A 17,748-nucleotide genomic window follows, 5' to 3' on the forward strand; every position below is an offset into this window, starting at 1 on the left:
CAATTAATGTAGCGTTAATGAAAAGCTAAGTTTTCCTTAACTGCAAAGTCTGAACAGACAATACCTTTGTACCTAATACTAACTTTTGAAGCAGCAGGATGATGAGAGTTATCAATTCAACATTTTACGGTTTATCTGATAAAATAGAGCTTGATGATGTTGTTGACAAGAATTTAATCTCGTTAATGACAAAGTCGCCTATTAATCCAGAGGATTTTTATTTGACTGGTTACGAAACGATAAGCTTCAAGCGAACGCGTGAGTTTGCCCTAGAAACTGTCATCTCCTCGGTAGTACCTTTTGATAAAGATTTATTAATTGTCGCTAACAATAATGATGATCTGCACATTCAGAAGTTATGCAACATGTATGGTGTTAGTAGCACGATTGTAAACTTACCTCAATCAGAAGATGAGTTGGAGGCAATTTTATCTACTTATACACAAACACGTCAATATTCACATATATTGATATCCGATGATGTTAATTCGCAACGATGCCTGGCAACGATAAATGCGATTGCATCAATATTAATTGAATCATCAATTAAGTTAATTGTACAATGTCGTCGTCAACCGATGGATTTGAACATTGTTCGCGAACTTAATATTGCCTACATGGTATGTAATGGAATGCAAGGTTCAATTAGTTCAGTGGTTCTAGCAAGGCGCAGCCAGTTAGTTCAAACGGAGGGTATTTCCCGATCGTATACTCAGGATTTGTATAGTTATTGGCAGAAGATGTTATCTGGTCGTAAAGCTGGTATAAAGCCCATGGCAGTTTAGCAAACATAAAAACATATAAGTGATAAAGCCGTCTGTTTTAGACGGCTTTTTTAATTTATAGTTACCGCTATTTCACTATTGTATTAAGTGCATCATTTAATTAGTAAATACTTCGCACTAGCTTAATCAAGCCCTTATAAGCTTCCCATATTTTTGAACCAATTAATTGTAATTGGTTATGGAAACACATATTCCTAAAGAAAAAAAGAACTTAGAAGCGCTTGTTATCTCAGACACCCATCTGGGTACCTATGGGTGCAAAGCAGAGGCCTTACTTGAATATCTTACATCTGTATCAACACCAATTTTAATATTGAATGGTGATATAATAGATATTTGGCAATTCTCAAAATCGTACTTTCCCAAAAGCCACCTTCAGGTAATTCGTCAGATTATTAAAATGATGGAGAATGGCACTCGAGTGCATTACCTGGCTGGTAATCATGATGAACACTTGCGTCGTTTAATTGGAATGCGTCTGGGGAATTTAGTGATTGAAAACAAGATGATTTTGGAGTTGGATGGGAAAAAGTCGTGGATCTTTCATGGAGATGTTTTTGATGCTTTTATGCATCACTCCAAGTGGTTAGCCAAGTTAGGAGCAATTGGTTATGGCATGCTTACGGTCATCAATAGTTTTATAAACGCTTGTTTATCCTTTTTTAAGATGAAGCGAGTTTCACTATCCAGAGATATCAAAAACTCGGTAAAGAAAGGAGGAAGTGAACTGAGTTCAAAGTTCGAACGTACCGTGGCTGATATGGCTATTATCAAAGGTTACGAATACGCTATTTGTGGTCATATTCACTGGCCAGAAAAGAAAGTAATGGAAAATGAATTAGGACAGGTTTGCTATTTAAATAGCGGTGATTGGGTTGAAAACATGACTGCATTGGAATATTACAATGGAGATTGGCACCTGGTGCATTTTAAACCAAAGCAGGCAGCGGTGAGCACGAATACGGATGAGCTTGTTAATGATGATTATTTGCTGCCAAATCATAAGGTTCTTTTTCAAACCATGTATAACGATATTGTTAACAGCTAAGCCATGAAGATATTGTATGCTGTTCAAGGAACAGGAAATGGGCATATTGCCCGCGCTTTTGATGTTATAGCGCATTTAAAACGCTATGGTAAAGTTGATATTCTAGTAAGTGGTATTCAGAGCGATATTAAGCTTCCGTGGAAAGTTAAATACCGCTTTTATGGTTTAAGTTTTATTTTTGGTAAGAATGGGGGTGTTGATTTTAAAGAGACTCTCATGCGCTGGCGTCCTTACGAATTGCTGAAGGAAGTGATGGCTCTGCCCGTTCGTCAGTACGATTTGGTGATTAGTGACTTTGAACCAGTAACCGCGTGGGCATGTAAACTTCGCAGGGTTAATTGTGTTGGCTTAAGCCATCAGAGTGCAGTGTTACACCCTTTAGCGCCAAAACCTTATCAGCGGAATGTTTTGGGTGAGCTTATTCTTAAATATTACGCTCCCGTTAGTTCATTTAAGGGTTTTCACTTTCAAGCTTTTGGAAACGACATTACAACACCTGTTATCAGAGACGATATTCGATTAGCCGATAAAGGGAATAAAGGTCATTACACCGTTTATTTGCCAGCTTATTCCGATGCGAAAATTATTAAGATCTTGTCTCAGTTTCCGAACATAGAGTGGCATGTTTTTTCTAAGCATACCCAGCAGGTCTATAGGGCAGAGAATATAAAAATAAGACCGGTTAATAAAGAGAAATTTACAAGCAGTATGCTAAATGCCGAAGGTGTATTTTGTAATGCTGGCTTTGAAACGCCGGCCGAAGCTTTGTTTTTAGGTAAGAAACTATGTGTGATTCCTATGAAAGGCCAATACGAGCAGCTGTGTAATGCTGAGTTTTTGAAATCAATGGGTGTAAGCTGTTTGCAAAGTTTGAGTAATGATGTAGACTTGCTTAAGAAATGGACCCAATCCAATGAAAGAGTCCATGTTTATTACCCCAATAATTTAGAGGAAACGATTGAAGCCTTGGTACAGCAACATTACCCTCAGATGAGCGATTTTGGCGTTTTGGCTATTTCTTAATCAGGTTTTTGTAGCTGTATTGTAGTCGCGTTTTTTCATCGATGAATGGTCCCTCTTCATTATTGATGTTCCATTCGTCCCAATTTATTTCTGGAAAGAATACAGTTGCTTCTTCAAAGGTATGTTCTATAATTGTTAGGTAAAGTTCAACTGTTTGCGGTAAAAAAGTGTTGTAAATTTCGCCACCTCCAATAATAAATACTTTTTCATCGTTTTGACAGATGTCAAGTGCAGCTTCCAGTGAATTTACGATATCTGCTCCAGGGGCATCGTATTCTGCTTGCCTAGTAATTACTATGTTTCGCCTGTTGGGCAAGGCGCCTTTGGGTAGTGCTTCAAAAGTTTTACGCCCCATCACTATTGTGTTGCCTGTAGTTAGGTTTTTGAAGCGTTTTAAGTCGGCTGATATGTAGGCCAGTTGGTCGTCGCCTTTACCAATTCCATTGTTAAGGTCAATGGCAACAATCATTGCAAGTTTCATAAGCTGATGTTATTGGTCAATAGATGGTTTAAACAGAGATTGCTCCTTTAATATGAGGATGTGACTCGTAGTTGACCAATTCAAAATCTTCGAACACAAAGTCATCAATGCACTTTCGCTCTGGATTAATTTTCAATTGAGGCAAGGTTTTGGGTTCGCGTGTTAATTGTAATTTAACTTGCTCCAAATGATTTTGATAGATGTGGGCGTCGCCCAAGGTGTGCACAAAAGTGCCTGGTTGTAAATCACAAACCTGAGCCACCATCATGGTTAAAATGGCATAGGAAGCAATGTTAAATGGTACGCCTAAAAATATATCCGCACTTCGCTGATAAAGTTGACAACTTAGTTTACCATCGGCTACATAAAACTGGAATAAAATATGACAAGGCGGTAGTTGCATATCATCTATCGCTCCTACATTCCATGCACTAACGATGTGCCTGCGCGAGTCGGGATTGTTTTTGATGCTCTCAATCACTTGCTTTATCTGATCGATATGACCGCCATTGTAATCGGGCCACGATCGCCACTGGTAGCCATAAATAGGGCCCAGATCCCCATTTTCTTTAGCCCACTCATTCCAAATGCGAACACCGTTTTCTTGTAGATATTTGACATTAGTACTGCCTTTTAAAAACCAAATGAGTTCGTGTATGATCGATTTTAAGTGCAGCTTTTTTGTGGTTAATAATGGAAAGCCTTCGCTTAAGTCGAAACGCATTTGATGACCAAAAACGCTGGTTGTACCTGTTCCTGTTCTATCTTCCTTTTTAAAACCCTCTTCTAAAACCCTGTCTAACAGGTCTAAATACTGCTTCATTGTATTGATGTTTGGCGGTAAATAAACTGTTGTTTTAATTAGCAACAGCTATGCTTTTTTAGAAGCAAACAAGCATTTAGTTCAACTTGTTCAAGTTCAAAAAAGCGAGTGTAAAAATAGAGAAATTATTAAGATTTATGGTCTATGAAAAAACATGCTTACGTTTTTATAAAATTATAGTGGCGTTTTTTAATACTGCAGAAATGTGACTGTTTGCTTTTTATTTGTTTTCATCGGGACTGAGATCCAATGTGGTTATTATTGGGTAGTGATCTGATAAATCGAGCTTTAAGCGTTTGAAATTATACGATTGAAACGCATCATCGTGAAAAATGAAATCGATGCGAAAAGATGGTAGGGGACCATTGTATGTTCCGCCAAAACCTTGTCCCGAACTAACAAATGCATCATTTAACTTGCCTCTCATCTTTCGATACACATACGAAACAGGTGTGTCGTTAAAATCGCCACAAACGATAGGCGAATAGGGAGAGTTGGCAATGTATTGTCCAATGTTTTCGGCCTGTGTGGCTCTGCTTTCAAAGGCCGTACTTAATTTACTCGAAATTGCTTTTATTTTTTCGTTTCGCTCGTTTTCATCGGCATAATTAAGGCTATCCATAAAATTTAATTGCTGTCTGCTAAATTTGATCGACTCAAGGTGGTTGTTAAAAATCCGTAGACGTTGACTACCTACTTTTACATCGGTGTAGATACTAAAATTATTCGACTGCTTAAATTTTAGACTGTGTTTCTCAACGATGGGATATTTACTAAAAGTAGCTAGGCCAAAATTGCGTTTGCTTTTGGTGCCTGCCCTGTATTCGATGTGTTGATACCTAAACTGACTGAGCCGCCTAAGTATGTAGTTTTCGTTGTAGTCTTTTGAGTTTCGCGAAGTGAAAAATTCCTGAATGCAAAGTACATCTGGATTTTCCTTTCTGATCATATCAAAAATCTTCTCATTGGTTCCATCGCCTATCCAGTCGTAATAATCAAACATACGAGCATTAAAGCTCATAACCTTTAATGCTTGCGTTATTTCCGATTGATCCTTTTCAGTTGCTTTCCATTGAAATGTGTGTTGCCAATGCACCCAAGTGATAAGTATTGCAATTAAAGGCATAAGCGATTGCCAGCGTCGTTTTATCAGCCAAAAGGCAAATAGTACAAAATTAACCGCCCAAAGAAATGGAAATAAATAGCCAGCAAAGGCCAAAACTGATGTGTGAGTAGGACTTACGTAGGCCGTTGCAGCAGAAAAAAGCAAAGCTCCTGAAGCGATGAGACTGATTACGGTTACTATTGATTTAAAAAAACGTCGTACCACAATTAATTATTTACTGGCATCAAATAATGTTTGTTTTTCCTCCTTGCTTAGGCTGTCGTATCCACTTGACTTTATTTTATCTAAAATTTGATCAACTTCTTTTTGCTTGTAGTTTTTACGAGCATTAAACTCCATATCGGTCATTGGCTTGCGGTGTGTTACCGTCAGTTTCGATTTTGGTTTAAATAAACTGGCCAGTTGATCCATTACTCTATTAAATCCTAAAGTTAGGTCTTTACCTGTTGAAATCTGACTTCCATAAAAATAACCAAATAAGGCACCGCCAATGTGAGTGATATGACCTCCTGTATTGGATAGAGTTGGTATGCTTATTAAATCGATGATAAGAGCTGCCAAAGCCATGTATTTTAAAGGAACAGCACCAAAAAACATGAGGTGTATTTTATGATTGGGGGCGTAGCGGGCAATGGCAAATAGTATGGCCATAACCGAACCCGAAGCACCCATTAAAATAGCATAATGTATTTGCTCTTGAAAAATAGGTATCAGGTTGTAGCTGAGTAAATAAAATACTACACCTGATAAACCACCTAGAATATATACGCCTAATAATTGGCGTGCATTTAAAAATTCGAGAAAAATGCGCCCGAACCAATACAAGTACAACATGTTAACTAGAATGTGCAAGAAATCGTAATGCACAAACATGTAAGAAATAAGTGTCCAGGGTTTTAGCAAAAGTGCCGTAAGGTCAGCTGGCACCGATAACCATGTTAATACGGGATAATCATTAACACTGGCCGACCCTGTTGAAAAACTAAAGAATACTTGAATTAAGCGTAGGGCAATAAATATACCCACATTGATGTAAATCAATTTGGTAAGTGCGCCTCCCTGCTTGTACGATAACTTTATTTCATCAAGTATGCTCATGTTCATTTAATTTAGATGCCTTTTTTCTCCCAATATTTTATTAAGATAAAACCAAAAATCATTCCACCCAAATGGGCCCAATGCGCCACGTTGTCATAAGAGAAGTTAGCAACGCCCATAAATAACTCGGCAACACCATAAATTATCACAAAATACTTGGCCTTTATTGGTATAGGCGGAAATAATAGCATTAACTCTGTATTTGGAAATAACATACCAAATGCCAAAAGAATACCAAATACAGCTCCTGATGCTCCTACGGTAGGAATGTTAAGCGTAAGGTTTAACTTAGCCATGCCAGGATTGGTAAAGTTTTTCATTTGCCCTAGGGCTTGGGCTCCCTGTTCAAAAACGATGGCTATTTGCTCTTCCGTAAGTTGTGCTATTGCCGATCGGTAATCGATATAATTAAATAGTATGTGGATAACTGCAGCACCTACCCCTGTTGCGATGTAATAGATTATAAACTTTTTGGGTCCCCAGTAAGATTCTAATATGCGACCAAACATAAATAAGGCAAACATATTAAAAAACAAGTGCGTAATACCTCCATGCATAAACATGTAGGTTCCAAATTGAGCTGGATTAAACTTTTCAGAAAGAGGAAAATGTAAACCTAGATAATTTGATAAATTAATGCCGAATGTATTTTCTATCACCCAAGTTGCCAATAAAAAAAGCACATTGATGATTAATAAGTTCTTTGTTACTGGCGGCAAGCCCGCTAAGGGTGATGGACGATAGTTCATCTGTTATTATTTTTAAGTTGGGCTTTGACGTACAACATCAGTGCCAATTTTATAATCTTAAATATAACGCAAAATCAGCCAATTTTGTTGGTTAAAAGAGGCTGAGTTTCTGACATTATGGCATTTTTAAAAACGTTTTTGCATTTCTTCAATATCCATAATGGAAATGATGGTTTTACCCGTAGGCGAAAAATTAGGTACCTGACAGGCAAAAAGCTGATCAAATAGCTCACTCATCTCAAGTCCTGAAAGCGCTTTGCCGTATGGTATTGCGGCACGCTGTGCCATGGAGGTTGCTACTTGTTCTGTAACTTCCTTTTGAAGATCTACTTCGCCATCCCTAAAATCGGTTAATATACCATCAATTAATTGAGCGGCAGAAACATTTTCCAATCCAGCTGGTGTTGATAGTACTTTAAAGGTGTCGTCGCCCGACTTCTCAAGTTCCAAGCCCAATGTCATTAAATCAGTGTTAAGTTCACTTACCATTCCCATTTCTTCGGGGCCAAAGCTTAGTTCTTCGGGGAATAAACTTTTTTGCGATAATGAGGCTCCACTTTGTAATGTTCGAATAAAGCCTTCAAAAACGATGCGCTCGTGAGCACGCTTTTGGTCAATCATCATTAGACCCGATTTTACCGAGGTCAGTATGTAACGGTTCTTAAGCTGAAAAAAGCGACTGTTATTATTGGTTTCCTCCGTATTGGCCGACGATAGAATGGTTTGCTGAACAGGTTCATGCTGAGCTTGTTCAAATGAACGCTCTTGAGATTCAGGGCCATTGCTATAATTGGCCTGATCGTTAGAGTTATTGTCTGCGTATAAATTTTCCCAATTTTGAGTCGATCCTTTAGATTGAAATGTGGTAGTGCCTCCACCACTATAAGATGCACCACTTTGTTTGTTTTCCTCTTCAAAAGGATTGTAAAAAGGGTTAATCTCAACCGTTGGCTCAGTCATAGCCATCTCCTGACCCGAAACAGGAATTTGTATCTGGTCTGTGGTGTCAAAATCAATCGATGGCATCACGTTAAATTTTCCTAAGCTCTCGCGGATGGCTGCATTTAATATTTGCCATATGGCACGTTCATCTTCAAATTTAATCTCAGTCTTAGTTGGGTGAATATTAACATCAATAATCTGAGGATCTACTTCGAGGAAGATGAAATAAGCAGGAATGGTTTCGGGTTGTAAAATATTGTCGTAAGCATCCATAATAGCTCGGTGCAAATACGGATGTTTCATAAAACGATTATTGACAAAAAAGAATTGATCGCCCATGGTTTTTTTAGCCGATTCGGGCTTACCAATAAAACCACTTATTTTAATCATAACGGTATCGGTATTGATGGGTACCAGATTGTTACCCATTTGCTTACCATTCATATTTACCACGCGCTGTTTGTTGTTTCCTGCAGGCAGGGTAAACATTGGTACATCGTTGTGGTAAAGCGATAGGGCAATAAGTGGATTGGCCAATGCCACACGCTGAAATTCGTTGATGATATGACGCAATTCGGTTGAGGTCTTCTTTAAAAATCGGCGACGTGCTGGCACATTATAAAACAGGTTTTTTATAATGAACTGACTACCTACGGCACATTGAATTGGCTCTTGGGATTCTACTTGCGAAGCAGCAATGTTGATTTGAACACCCAGGTCGTCTTCAGCCCGCCTTGTTTTTAATTCAACTTGAGCTATGGCAGCAATAGATGCCAGTGCTTCGCCCCTAAAACCCATTGTTTGTAGAGCAAACAAATCACTTGCTTCCCTAATTTTTGAGGTAGCATGTCGTTCAAATGCCATACGAGCATCTGTTTCAGCCATTCCACAGCCATTATCAATCACTTGAATCAGGCTTTTTCCGGCATCTTTGGTAATAACTTGTACCTCGGTGGCGCCAGCATCAATGGCATTTTCCATTAACTCTTTAATTACAGACGCTGGACGTTGAATTACCTCACCGGCGGCAATTTGGTTTGCTACCGAATCGGGTAACAACTGTATAACATTCGACATGTGCTTACTATCTCTTTTTTGTGTTTTATCTGGGCAGATAATTTGTTGTAAATAGGTGTGGTACAATTAGGCATGAAATCGTATGCCCCTTGAGGCATCGTATCATTATGTTGATAATAGATGGTTTACTCAACAAAGAATGTTTCCATCCATGTCATGGCTTCTTGTATGAGGTAAAAACCCAGTATCATCAAGACAATTAGAATAGCCACCAAGCGCAGATTGGAACGTTTTTTTTCACTTCTCGATACTTCGTAATGCGATTTCAGGCGTCGGCGCATGCCTCCTTTTATCCGATTGGCATAACCTGTTTCCTTTTCCTCCTCCGATAAAAGACCCAATTCTTCCTTTATCCTTCGTTGGCGTGCTTCTTGTTTTTCCTTCTGCTCATCGTAATAGATGGGGTCGTGTTGAAAAACACGATGACGTGAAACTTTTGAAAATGTAAACTTCATCCTATTTAATTTTATATGGAAGAACCTGATTGAGTATAAGGTGTATTTAAACACTTTATGTTGTTTTCAGAGTTCGGCCATTGTTATGCAACAAATAGTTGTTTGCATCTGCACCAATGCAAAGATAACAAGTAATCGTTAATTATAAGAAAAGCAGGTGAGCTTGTGTTGATTAAGTGTCTGATATGAATTGATTGTGAGGCATTAGTGATTTACCAACAGCTATTGTGAAGATTTTATTAATAACTTTTTCATGTGTTTATCGTTTTGTATTTAATTGCCACTACTTGTCCCGATTTATCGGGATGGAACTCGCCAAATTAATCATGCTCCTGTGTGAGAAGCTATTCTCATGGCTCGTTTCAAATAAGTTTATGACCACAATATTTGCAGAAACTAGCTTCTTGATCATGTCCTTCTTCGAGGCAGGATGGGCATGAGCGTGAAGTGCTTGGTGTTGTTTGAGTGTTAATGAGTTCGCTGGTAACAATACCTGTTGGTACTGCAATAATAGCGTAACCAATAATCATTATAAACCCAGCAATAAACTTACCGAATACGGTAATTGGAGCTATATCTCCGTAGCCAACTGTTGTGAGGGTAACTATGGCCCAATAGAGACTTTCGGGTATACTGCGGAACCCCTCGTTGTGTGGGTTTTCAATAATATACATAATGGTACCAAGTATGGTTACCAGAATAAGTACCACAAACAGGAAAACACCAATTTTATTACGTGCCAGAACCAAAGCCTTCCACAAAGCGCTGGCTTCTTTAACGTAGCGCGTTAGTTTTAAAACTCTAAATATTCGTATTAAGCGTAATGAACGAACTACAATAAGAAAATGAGTGCCGCCAAGTATTAAGCCTAAAAATGTAGGTAGGATGGATAGTAGGTCGATGATGCCAAAAAAGGAAAAGATATATTTCCGTGGTTTGTCAACGATCCATATACGCAAGAAGTATTCTGCAGTAAAGAGTATCGTAACAATCCATTCGGCTATATTTAACCACTTGTCGGCTTGCGGAGCAATTTGATCATCACTCTCAATCATTACCACAACAATACTAAAGACTATTAAGGCAATTAGAAAAATATCGAAGCGTTTACCTGTTTTGGTATCTGCTTCAAAAATGACTTTGTGCAAGCGACGTTGAAGTGAGGTCATAATTTTATGCTGAATGTGTCATCTCAAAGATAAGAAGCCTTTCAGCGAAAAAAAATTTTAAGTTTAGAAAAGCCATTGTACTTTTACAGCGTAAAACACAATTATGACACGAGACGATATAATCACGGAATTTAAAGAAGCACAAGCTGTATTAGAGCGTTTTATGGCTGAGGATAGTAACTGGGAGAAAATGCTTGCTGCTGGTGATCTAATGGTGAGTGCTCTGCATAAATCTGCGAAGATCATTTCGTGTGGTAATGGCGGGTCAATGAGTGATGCCATGCATTTTGCTGAAGAGCTAACGGGGCGTTTTCGTGATAATCGACCTGGTTTGGCTGCTATTGCTATTGCCGACCCAACGCACATTACCTGTGTTGGTAACGATTATGGTTTTGATTACATCTTCTCACGTTATGTTGAGGCTGTGGGACAAAGTAATGATGTTTTGTTGGCCATTAGCACAAGTGGCAACTCAACAAACGTACTTAATGCGGCCAGGGCCGCTAAAGAAAAAGGAATGACGGTGATTGCTTTAACCGGGAAAAGTGGCGGTGAGTTGGCTGAAGTGGCCGATATTGAATTGCGCGCGCCTCATCAGGGTTATTCAGACCGCATTCAGGAGATACACATTAAAATAATTCATGTATTAATTCAATACATTGAATCGAAAGTTGTATAGCACAGTCTTACAACATTTATATTTCATTATGTGCTGGTGTAATGTCGTTACATCATCAAAGTGGCTTTAGAACTGGAATGCACTAAAGGCATATTTTGATGAGTATGCGGTATTATAATTAAGCAGGATCAACATCTATCTGGAAGGTAACAGAGCGAAATTGCGGCTGTGCCTGTAAGCTAAAAATAGCTTCACGCATAAGGTGTTTAACCTTGTTGGGTGATGCTTTCTTTTCCAGTTTTATTAATACCTTTTTTATAAACAAGTTCTGAATCCGGTTAATAACGGGTGCTTGTGGACCTAGGACACGACTGCCAAAGATTACACGCAATTGGTCGGCAAGTAAAGCTGATGCTTTGTTGCATACTTGCGGTTCTTTGTGTTTGATGGTGATGTAGATAAGGCGATAAAATGGTGGGTATTTAAACGCTTGCCTTTCTTCCAATTGCCCCTTGTAATGCTGAATGAAGTTGTGGTTAATTACATCCATAATTACCGGATGCTTAGGGTTGGATGTTTGTAAAATTACCAAGCCTCTTTTGCGTTTTCTACCTGCTCTTCCACTTACCTGTGTCATTAACTGGTAGCTGCGTTCAAAAGCTCTGAAATCTGGGTAGTTAAGCATGTTATCAGCATTAAGAATGCCTACCACACTCACATTGTCAAAATCCAGTCCTTTGGAAATCATTTGAGTGCCAATTAGTATGTGTACTTCGCCATCTTCAAATTTCTTGATGATTTTATCGTAGCCTGCCTTGCTTTTGGTTGTATCCAAATCCATTCGAGCAACTTTATGGTCGGGATAAAGCAGGCTCATTTCTTCTTCAATTTTCTCGGTTCCAAAACCTCTGGTTTCAATGGCAGGACTATGACATGCCGGACAAACAGTAGGTAATGGTGTACTATGGTTACAATAATGACACACCAATTGATTCAAGTGTTTGTGGTAAGTCATGCTTACATCGCAATTGGTACACTTGGCCACATAAGCACATTGTCCGCACTCAATAAACGGACTAAAACCCCGGCGGTTTTGAAATAAGATGACTTGTTCGCCCTTTTGCAGTGCCTCATCAATTTTCTCTAATAACATGGGTGAGAAATGTGAGTTCATCTGCTTTTTTCGCTTGGCCTCACGCACATCAACAGCCTTAATCTCTGGCATTTCAATGCCCTCAAATCGTTGCAATAGCTCAACCAAAGCATATTTGCCCTGTTGTGCGTTGTAATACGATTCAATAGATGGGGTGGCTGTTCCTAAAAGTGTTTTGGCACCAAACAAACTGCTTAATACGATGGCAGCATCGCGTGCATGGTAGCGGGGAGCAGGATCAAATTGCTTGTAGGTATTTTCATGTTCCTCATCAACAATGATTAAGCCTAAATTGCTAAACGGTAGAAAGATGGATGAGCGAACGCCCACAATCAATTGGTAATTTTTTTGCTTTTGAAGGTTTTGCCATGCCTCTACCCGTTCTGCATCGGCAAACTTACTATGGTAGATGCCCATTTTATTGCCAAAGTGCTTGAGTAATCGCGATGTTATTTGCGTTGTTAGTGCAATCTCTGGTAGGAGGTACAGTACTTGTTTGCCCAATTTGAGTTGCTCCTCAATCAGGTGAATGTATATCTCGGTTTTACCACCTGAGGTAACGCCATGTAATAGTGTTACAGCGTGGGTTTCAAAGCTTGTTTTAATTTCGTCATAAGCGGTTTGTTGAACCTCGCTAAGGGCATTGGCCATTTGCACTTCTTTCTCAGCTAAATCAATTCGGTCGATCGCTCGCTCTTGTTCTAATAAAACCTCCTTGTTGCAGAGTTCCTTTAAGGCAGCAGCACTGGCATTGGCCTTTTTAAGCAATTCGGCCTTGGCTACAACATTGTTGGTAATGGCTCCGTTTAAACCACCAACTTGCGATAAGAGGGTCATTAATAACTCCTGCTGCTTGGGAGCACGCGATAATTGATCAAAAGTAGTTTGAAGTACCTCTTCCGATTGACATTTTGGATGAAGTGAAATTAGTTTCTCGGTTTTGGCTTTATAACTTTCCTTTAGCCGCTCGTTAATAAAAACCGCATTGTACTCTAGCAGACGTTTAATTATTGGTAAGCTGTTTTTTAATCCACTTAGTTGATTAACATCGTTAATGGAACATACTTTTTTGCCTGCTATAATATCAAGTATTTTGTTTTCTCTATCGGATAAGGGGGACTCCGCAACAAAATCAGCATTGTAAATAATGCGTGTTTCACTTTCCATTTTCAAGCCTGAGGGTAAGGCTGCTTTATAAACCTCCCCAAGTGTACACTGGTAATAGTCGGCAATCCAGTCCCAAAATTTTAGTTGAAAAGCATTTACCACCGCTTCCTCATCCAAAATTGAACTGATGTCCTTGGTTTCGTACTCTTCGGGTTTGTTATGATGCAGGTGATAAACAATGCCTGAATACACTTTTTTCTTGCCAAAAGGAACCACTACTCGTTTGCCAACTGCAATTAAATGAGATTGATCGGCTGGAATAGAATAGGTAAATAGCCTTGGTAAAGGCACAGGTAATATAATATCGGCAAATAGTGGTTGGTAATTCATGCATTATTCTTGAGGTGGTAAAGATACAATAGTTCATTCGTTTTTTAGGTAGTCCTATGAGAGAAGCCGCTTAAACCCGCAATATGCATTAGAAAATCTATTACACATTGAAATTGCTTCAAAACAAGTCACTTCGTTGTTTCATCTCAACTCACCAGAACGGTGCTATGCCTCGTTTCGATAAAACCTTTTTTTATTAGTATCTGATTCTTGCTTCGTTCAGCATAGCTTAAGCAAGCTTAGCTCTACTTTCACTTATCGCAATAATTGCACTTCCAATGTTCATAACGACATTCTAATTCATAATCCGGGTTAAACGGATAAGGCTTTTGTTAATGGTTTTAATTAGTAAAGCGAATTGCTACATTCGTATAATCATTTGCTACACTATGAGACTGACGACATTAATTGACAATAAGCAGAGCCGTAAACAAGTCCAGTGCGAACACGGCCTTTCTTTTTTGCTGGAGCAAGATGGACTTAATGTGCTGTTTGATACTGGGCAGTCGGGTAAGTTTTTATCCAATGCCCTAAAAATGGGTATTGACATGAGCGATGTTGATTTTGTGGTTTTGAGTCACGGTCATTACGACCACTCGGGTGGATTGCCTGAATTTTTTAAGCTGAATAGCAAAGCCAAACTATTGGTTCATAAAAACACTTTAAGGCAACGCTTCTCTCGATCATCTGTAATGGTTAAAGAAAATGGCACTCCTTGGCGAAGTGACTTGGCAAAGTATTTACATCGAATTGTTTTTATTACGGAGGATTATCAATTAGCTGAGGGTTTAAATTTGGTGTGCTCCATACCTCGCCGTGAGGGTTTTAATGCCGTTAATGATCGATTAGTTGTTAAACAAGCAGGTGCTTATGTTCCTGATCCATTTGATGATGAGATTGTTTTGGTAGCTGATCATGGCAACAAAACGTTGCTTTTATGTGGCTGTGCGCATACGGGTATCGTTAATATTCTGCATCATGTGAAAGAGCGATTTAATGTCGAAGTTTTTAGCTGCGTGGCGGGCGGTATTCATTTGCACGGGTGTAGCGCCGATTTTATTTTACCAATTGTAAATGAGCTGTCTAATTTTAACATTGAGAAATGGGCTCTGAATCATTGCACCGGCGCGAAGGCTTTTCAGGTTTTTGAAAGCTACTTTCCAAATAAGGTGGAGTATATGGGTAGTGGAGGTCAGCTTGAGTGGTAAATGATTTTATAATAAGTCTGTTAAGTGATGGTGTCATCAGTCCTATAGAAACTCAATAATCAAGTGTGTTGTTGTAAAGTATTTTTAATATCTTAACAATAAAATTTTTAACCATGCTTGTAAAAACCTTTGGCTCGGCCGTTAGCGGCATAGATGCCTACACCATAACTATTGAAGTTAATGTTTCTAAAGGTATCCGTTTTTTTCTTGTTGGATTGCCCGATAATGCTGTAAAAGAGAGTCATCAGCGCATAGACTCATCTTTGAAAGAGTGCGGTTATAAGTGGCCGGGACATAAGATTGTTATTAATATGGCCCCTGCTGATATTCGTAAGGAGGGAGCTGCTTATGACCTGCCTTTGGCCATTGGAGTGTTGGCGGCATCAACACAAATTGTTCATCATAAATTGAGTGATTATATACTGATGGGAGAATTGTCATTGGATGGCAGTTTGCAACCTGTTAAGGGGGTGTTGCCAATGGCCATTCGAGCAAAGGAAGAGGGTTTTAAGGGATGTGTTTTACCACTGGAGAATGCGCGTGAAGCAGCAGTGGTTGAAGGGATTGATATTTATGGTTTTGAAAATATTAAACAGGTTATTCGGTTTTTAGAAGATGATGAGGAGTGTGAGCCTGTGCGAGTTGATACGGTAAAGGAATTTGAAAAAGGCACACAGGCTGTTGACTTCGATTTCTCCGATGTAAAAGGGCAAGAAAGTGTTAAGCGATCATTAGAGATAGCCGCTGCTGGCGGTCATAATCTGATTATGATTGGACCTCCGGGAGCTGGTAAATCCATGTTGGCAAAGCGTCTGGCTAATATATTGCCTCCCTTAACCTTAGATGAAGCTTTGGAAACAACTAAAATACATTCGGTAGCCGGCAAAACTGGTAATGAAACTGCCTTAGTAACTCAGCGACCATTTCGTTCGCCCCACCATACTATAAGCGATGTCGCGCTTGTGGGCGGAGGTTCATTTCCACAGCCAGGAGAAATATCATTGGCTCATAATGGCGTTTTGTTTCTGGATGAATTACCAGAATTTAAGCGAACTGTTTTGGAAGTAATGCGACAGCCATTAGAAGATCGTCGAATTAGTATATCACGTGCTCGTTTTACCATTGATTATCCTGCTAGTTTTATGCTGGTATCATCAATGAATCCCTGCCCATGTGGTTATTTTAATCATCCAGAGAAGAAGTGTGTTTGTAGTCCGGGTGTTGTGCAAAAATACCTGAGTAAGATATCGGGACCATTATTGGATCGAATTGATTTACACATTGAAGTAGTGCCTGTCCCCTTTAATAAGTTGGCAGAAGCGGCCCCATCAGAAAATAGCGTTGCTGTTCGAGAAAGAGTAATGCGTGCTCGAAAAATACAGAATCAACGTTTTGAGGCGCATGACACCGTTCATTGCAATGCACAAATGAGTAGCAGGCAATTGGCACAATACGCAACGCCAAACGAAGAAGGTATGCAAATATTAAAGATGGCGATGGAGAAGCTGGACTTATCGGCTAGAGCTTATGACCGTATTTTGAAAGTATCGAGAACGATTGCTGATTTGGAAAACTGTGAAACGGTTGAGGTACACCATGTGGCGGAAGCGGTGCAGTACCGAAGTTTAGACCGCTCTAACTGGGGTATGTAGAGGTTTTTATGGACTAGTTATTATTTCCAAAAGCGTGTTGATTAAACATTCTGAGTACTTGTGAGTTATTATTAATAGGAGTGCCTTTCGAACAGGGAATTTTAAAGGCTCACGGGATGAAAAGGGAAACAAAAATAATTAAAGTAATTGGAGTTAGGGGCGAAGTGTCTGTTTCTGAAAATGGTGAGGTGCGCTATAATCAAGAGCTTAAACACCAATCCTTAATCAAAGATAAGAGTCATCGCTATGGTTACATGCAGGTATCCATTGAAGGACAACGCTTATATGTGCACCGCTTGGTGGCGCAAGCATTTGTACGCAACCCTAAGCCAGTATCCAATAAAATGGTGTTTCATATCGATCACAATACCTTGAATAACCACTATTCGAACCTTAAATGGGGTAATAGGCAGGACGCCATAGAGCGGATGCGTGCTACTCGCAAGGAAGAGCTGAAAAATCCTAATTACAGGGGTACTTCAAAATTAAGTGGCGACGATGCGGTTAAAATTGCTGCACGTTTGGATGGTGGTGAAACGGCGAAAGTACTAAGTGCCGAATATGGGGTGTCTGAGATGAGTATTGCCCGCATACGTAAACGCTACTGCAAGCAAAAATCCGCCTCGCCACGCTACAGTCAAGAGCATAAAGAGATGGTACGTAAGTTATTAATGAAGTTTCGTCCGGTTGAAGTGGCAAAGAGCACCGGTATTCGCTACGAAACAATATTAAAGTGGAAAAAACAGTTTGCCGCATCGGAATAAGTCATGACTTCTATCTCATTTTGGGCTTCGATAAACAATCGAGTAGTATGCTTGTTTAATAAGCATTCCAAAATCAACA

Annotated in this window: 16 protein-coding genes; 7 read left to right on the forward strand and 9 right to left on the reverse strand. The window is 39.3% G+C overall.

What is annotated here, in order from left to right:
- Nucleotides 1-101 precede the first annotated feature (101 nt).
- The 3 genes from FNN09_RS02270 (at nucleotide 102) to FNN09_RS02280 (ending at nucleotide 2,856) form a co-directional block, all read left to right on the forward strand.
- Nucleotides 102-785, forward strand: coding sequence for a hypothetical protein (locus tag FNN09_RS02270; RefSeq protein ID WP_185968820.1), 684 nt, complete (start codon nucleotides 102-104; stop codon nucleotides 783-785).
- A 178-nt stretch (nucleotides 786-963) separates the two neighbouring features.
- Complete coding sequence (locus FNN09_RS02275; protein WP_143299852.1) at nucleotides 964-1,833, forward strand: UDP-2,3-diacylglucosamine diphosphatase; 870 nt, start codon at nucleotides 964-966, stop codon at nucleotides 1,831-1,833.
- A gap of 3 nt (nucleotides 1,834-1,836) precedes the next feature.
- Nucleotides 1,837-2,856, forward strand: coding sequence for a glycosyltransferase family protein (locus FNN09_RS02280; RefSeq protein ID WP_143299853.1), 1,020 nt, complete (start codon nucleotides 1,837-1,839; stop codon nucleotides 2,854-2,856).
- Here FNN09_RS02280 and FNN09_RS02285 read toward each other — a convergent pair.
- From FNN09_RS02285 to FNN09_RS02320, 8 genes are all read right to left on the reverse strand, one after another.
- Nucleotides 2,846-3,337, reverse strand: coding sequence for a dihydrofolate reductase (locus tag FNN09_RS02285; protein ID WP_143299854.1), 492 nt, complete (start codon nucleotides 3,335-3,337; stop codon nucleotides 2,846-2,848). The genes FNN09_RS02280 and FNN09_RS02285 overlap by 11 nt on opposite strands.
- Nucleotides 3,338-3,365: 28 nt before the next feature.
- A complete protein-coding gene (locus tag FNN09_RS02290; RefSeq protein WP_143299855.1) occupies nucleotides 3,366-4,160 on the reverse strand; it encodes a thymidylate synthase in 795 nt (264 codons plus the stop codon).
- Between the two features lie 220 nt (nucleotides 4,161-4,380).
- A complete protein-coding gene (locus tag FNN09_RS02295) occupies nucleotides 4,381-5,490 on the reverse strand; it encodes an endonuclease/exonuclease/phosphatase family protein (protein ID WP_143299856.1) in 1,110 nt (369 codons plus the stop codon).
- Between the two features lie 6 nt (nucleotides 5,491-5,496).
- The gene (locus tag FNN09_RS02300) at nucleotides 5,497-6,384 is read right to left on the reverse strand and encodes a rhomboid family intramembrane serine protease (protein WP_143299857.1); all 888 of its coding nucleotides are present in this window, start codon (nucleotides 6,382-6,384) and stop codon (nucleotides 5,497-5,499) included.
- Nucleotides 6,385-6,395: 11 nt separating this feature from the next.
- Nucleotides 6,396-7,133 carry a rhomboid family intramembrane serine protease gene (locus FNN09_RS02305; protein WP_143299858.1) on the reverse strand — a complete coding sequence of 246 codons (738 nt, stop codon included), beginning with the start codon at nucleotides 7,131-7,133 and terminating at the stop codon, nucleotides 6,396-6,398.
- Nucleotides 7,134-7,259: 126 nt separating this feature from the next.
- Nucleotides 7,260-9,152 (reverse strand): DNA mismatch repair endonuclease MutL, encoded by a 1,893-nt coding sequence (mutL, locus tag FNN09_RS02310; protein ID WP_143299859.1) that lies wholly within the window; start codon nucleotides 9,150-9,152, stop codon nucleotides 7,260-7,262.
- A 125-nt stretch (nucleotides 9,153-9,277) separates the two neighbouring features.
- Nucleotides 9,278-9,607, reverse strand: coding sequence for a hypothetical protein (locus FNN09_RS02315; RefSeq protein WP_143299860.1), 330 nt, complete (start codon nucleotides 9,605-9,607; stop codon nucleotides 9,278-9,280).
- Between the two features lie 362 nt (nucleotides 9,608-9,969).
- Entirely contained in the window at nucleotides 9,970-10,776 is an 807-nt protein-coding gene (locus tag FNN09_RS02320) for an ion transporter (protein WP_143299861.1), read from the reverse strand.
- Between the two features lie 103 nt (nucleotides 10,777-10,879).
- Here FNN09_RS02320 and lpcA point away from each other — a divergent pair, with 103 nt between their 5' ends.
- Entirely contained in the window at nucleotides 10,880-11,455 is a 576-nt protein-coding gene (lpcA, locus tag FNN09_RS02325) for a D-sedoheptulose 7-phosphate isomerase (protein WP_143299862.1), read from the forward strand.
- Between the two features lie 118 nt (nucleotides 11,456-11,573).
- Here the strand turns inward: lpcA and priA are convergent, their stop codons facing one another.
- Nucleotides 11,574-14,045 (reverse strand): primosomal protein N', encoded by a 2,472-nt coding sequence (gene priA, locus FNN09_RS02330; protein ID WP_143299863.1) that lies wholly within the window; start codon nucleotides 14,043-14,045, stop codon nucleotides 11,574-11,576.
- Between the two features lie 389 nt (nucleotides 14,046-14,434).
- Between priA and FNN09_RS02335 the strand changes: the two genes are divergently transcribed.
- The 3 genes from FNN09_RS02335 to FNN09_RS02345 all read left to right on the forward strand — a co-directional run bounded on the left by FNN09_RS02335 (nucleotide 14,435) and on the right by FNN09_RS02345 (nucleotide 17,669).
- A complete protein-coding gene (locus FNN09_RS02335; RefSeq protein WP_185968821.1) occupies nucleotides 14,435-15,253 on the forward strand; it encodes an MBL fold metallo-hydrolase in 819 nt (272 codons plus the stop codon).
- A gap of 113 nt (nucleotides 15,254-15,366) precedes the next feature.
- On the forward strand, nucleotides 15,367-16,905 hold the full coding sequence (locus tag FNN09_RS02340; RefSeq protein ID WP_143299865.1) for a YifB family Mg chelatase-like AAA ATPase: 1,539 nt from the start codon (nucleotides 15,367-15,369) through the stop codon (nucleotides 16,903-16,905).
- Between the two features lie 116 nt (nucleotides 16,906-17,021).
- Nucleotides 17,022-17,669: an HNH endonuclease gene (locus FNN09_RS02345; protein WP_143299866.1), complete on the forward strand. Its 648-nt coding sequence runs from the start codon at nucleotides 17,022-17,024 to the stop codon at nucleotides 17,667-17,669.
- The last annotated feature ends 79 nt before the right edge of the window (nucleotides 17,670-17,748 follow it).

Origin of the sequence: Carboxylicivirga sp. M1479 (assembly GCF_007097485.1) — a bacterium.
In the GTDB taxonomy this organism is placed as follows: domain Bacteria; phylum Bacteroidota; class Bacteroidia; order Bacteroidales; family Marinilabiliaceae; genus Carboxylicivirga.

What these genes read in the sequence shown, in the direction of transcription:
- FNN09_RS02270 (WP_185968820.1), top strand. Translation starts at nt 102, where the DNA reads ATGAGAGTTATCAATTCAACATTTTACGGTTTATCTGATAAAATAGAG.
- FNN09_RS02275 (WP_143299852.1), top strand. Translation starts at nt 964, where the DNA reads ATGGAAACACATATTCCTAAAGAAAAAAAGAACTTAGAAGCGCTTGTT.
- FNN09_RS02280 (WP_143299853.1), top strand. Translation starts at nt 1,837, where the DNA reads ATGAAGATATTGTATGCTGTTCAAGGAACAGGAAATGGGCATATTGCC.
- FNN09_RS02285 (WP_143299854.1), bottom strand. Translation starts at nt 3,337, where the DNA reads ATGAAACTTGCAATGATTGTTGCCATTGACCTTAACAATGGAATTGGT.
- FNN09_RS02290 (WP_143299855.1), bottom strand. Translation starts at nt 4,160, where the DNA reads ATGAAGCAGTATTTAGACCTGTTAGACAGGGTTTTAGAAGAGGGTTTT.
- FNN09_RS02300 (WP_143299857.1), bottom strand. Translation starts at nt 6,384, where the DNA reads ATGAGCATACTTGATGAAATAAAGTTATCGTACAAGCAGGGAGGCGCA.
- FNN09_RS02305 (WP_143299858.1), bottom strand. Translation starts at nt 7,133, where the DNA reads ATGAACTATCGTCCATCACCCTTAGCGGGCTTGCCGCCAGTAACAAAG.
- mutL (WP_143299859.1), bottom strand. Translation starts at nt 9,152, where the DNA reads ATGTCGAATGTTATACAGTTGTTACCCGATTCGGTAGCAAACCAAATT.
- FNN09_RS02315 (WP_143299860.1), bottom strand. Translation starts at nt 9,607, where the DNA reads ATGAAGTTTACATTTTCAAAAGTTTCACGTCATCGTGTTTTTCAACAC.
- FNN09_RS02320 (WP_143299861.1), bottom strand. Translation starts at nt 10,776, where the DNA reads ATGACCTCACTTCAACGTCGCTTGCACAAAGTCATTTTTGAAGCAGAT.
- lpcA (WP_143299862.1), top strand. Translation starts at nt 10,880, where the DNA reads ATGACACGAGACGATATAATCACGGAATTTAAAGAAGCACAAGCTGTA.
- priA (WP_143299863.1), bottom strand. Translation starts at nt 14,045, where the DNA reads ATGAATTACCAACCACTATTTGCCGATATTATATTACCTGTGCCTTTA.
- FNN09_RS02335 (WP_185968821.1), top strand. Translation starts at nt 14,435, where the DNA reads ATGAGACTGACGACATTAATTGACAATAAGCAGAGCCGTAAACAAGTC.
- FNN09_RS02340 (WP_143299865.1), top strand. Translation starts at nt 15,367, where the DNA reads ATGCTTGTAAAAACCTTTGGCTCGGCCGTTAGCGGCATAGATGCCTAC.
- FNN09_RS02345 (WP_143299866.1), top strand. Translation starts at nt 17,022, where the DNA reads ATGAAAAGGGAAACAAAAATAATTAAAGTAATTGGAGTTAGGGGCGAA.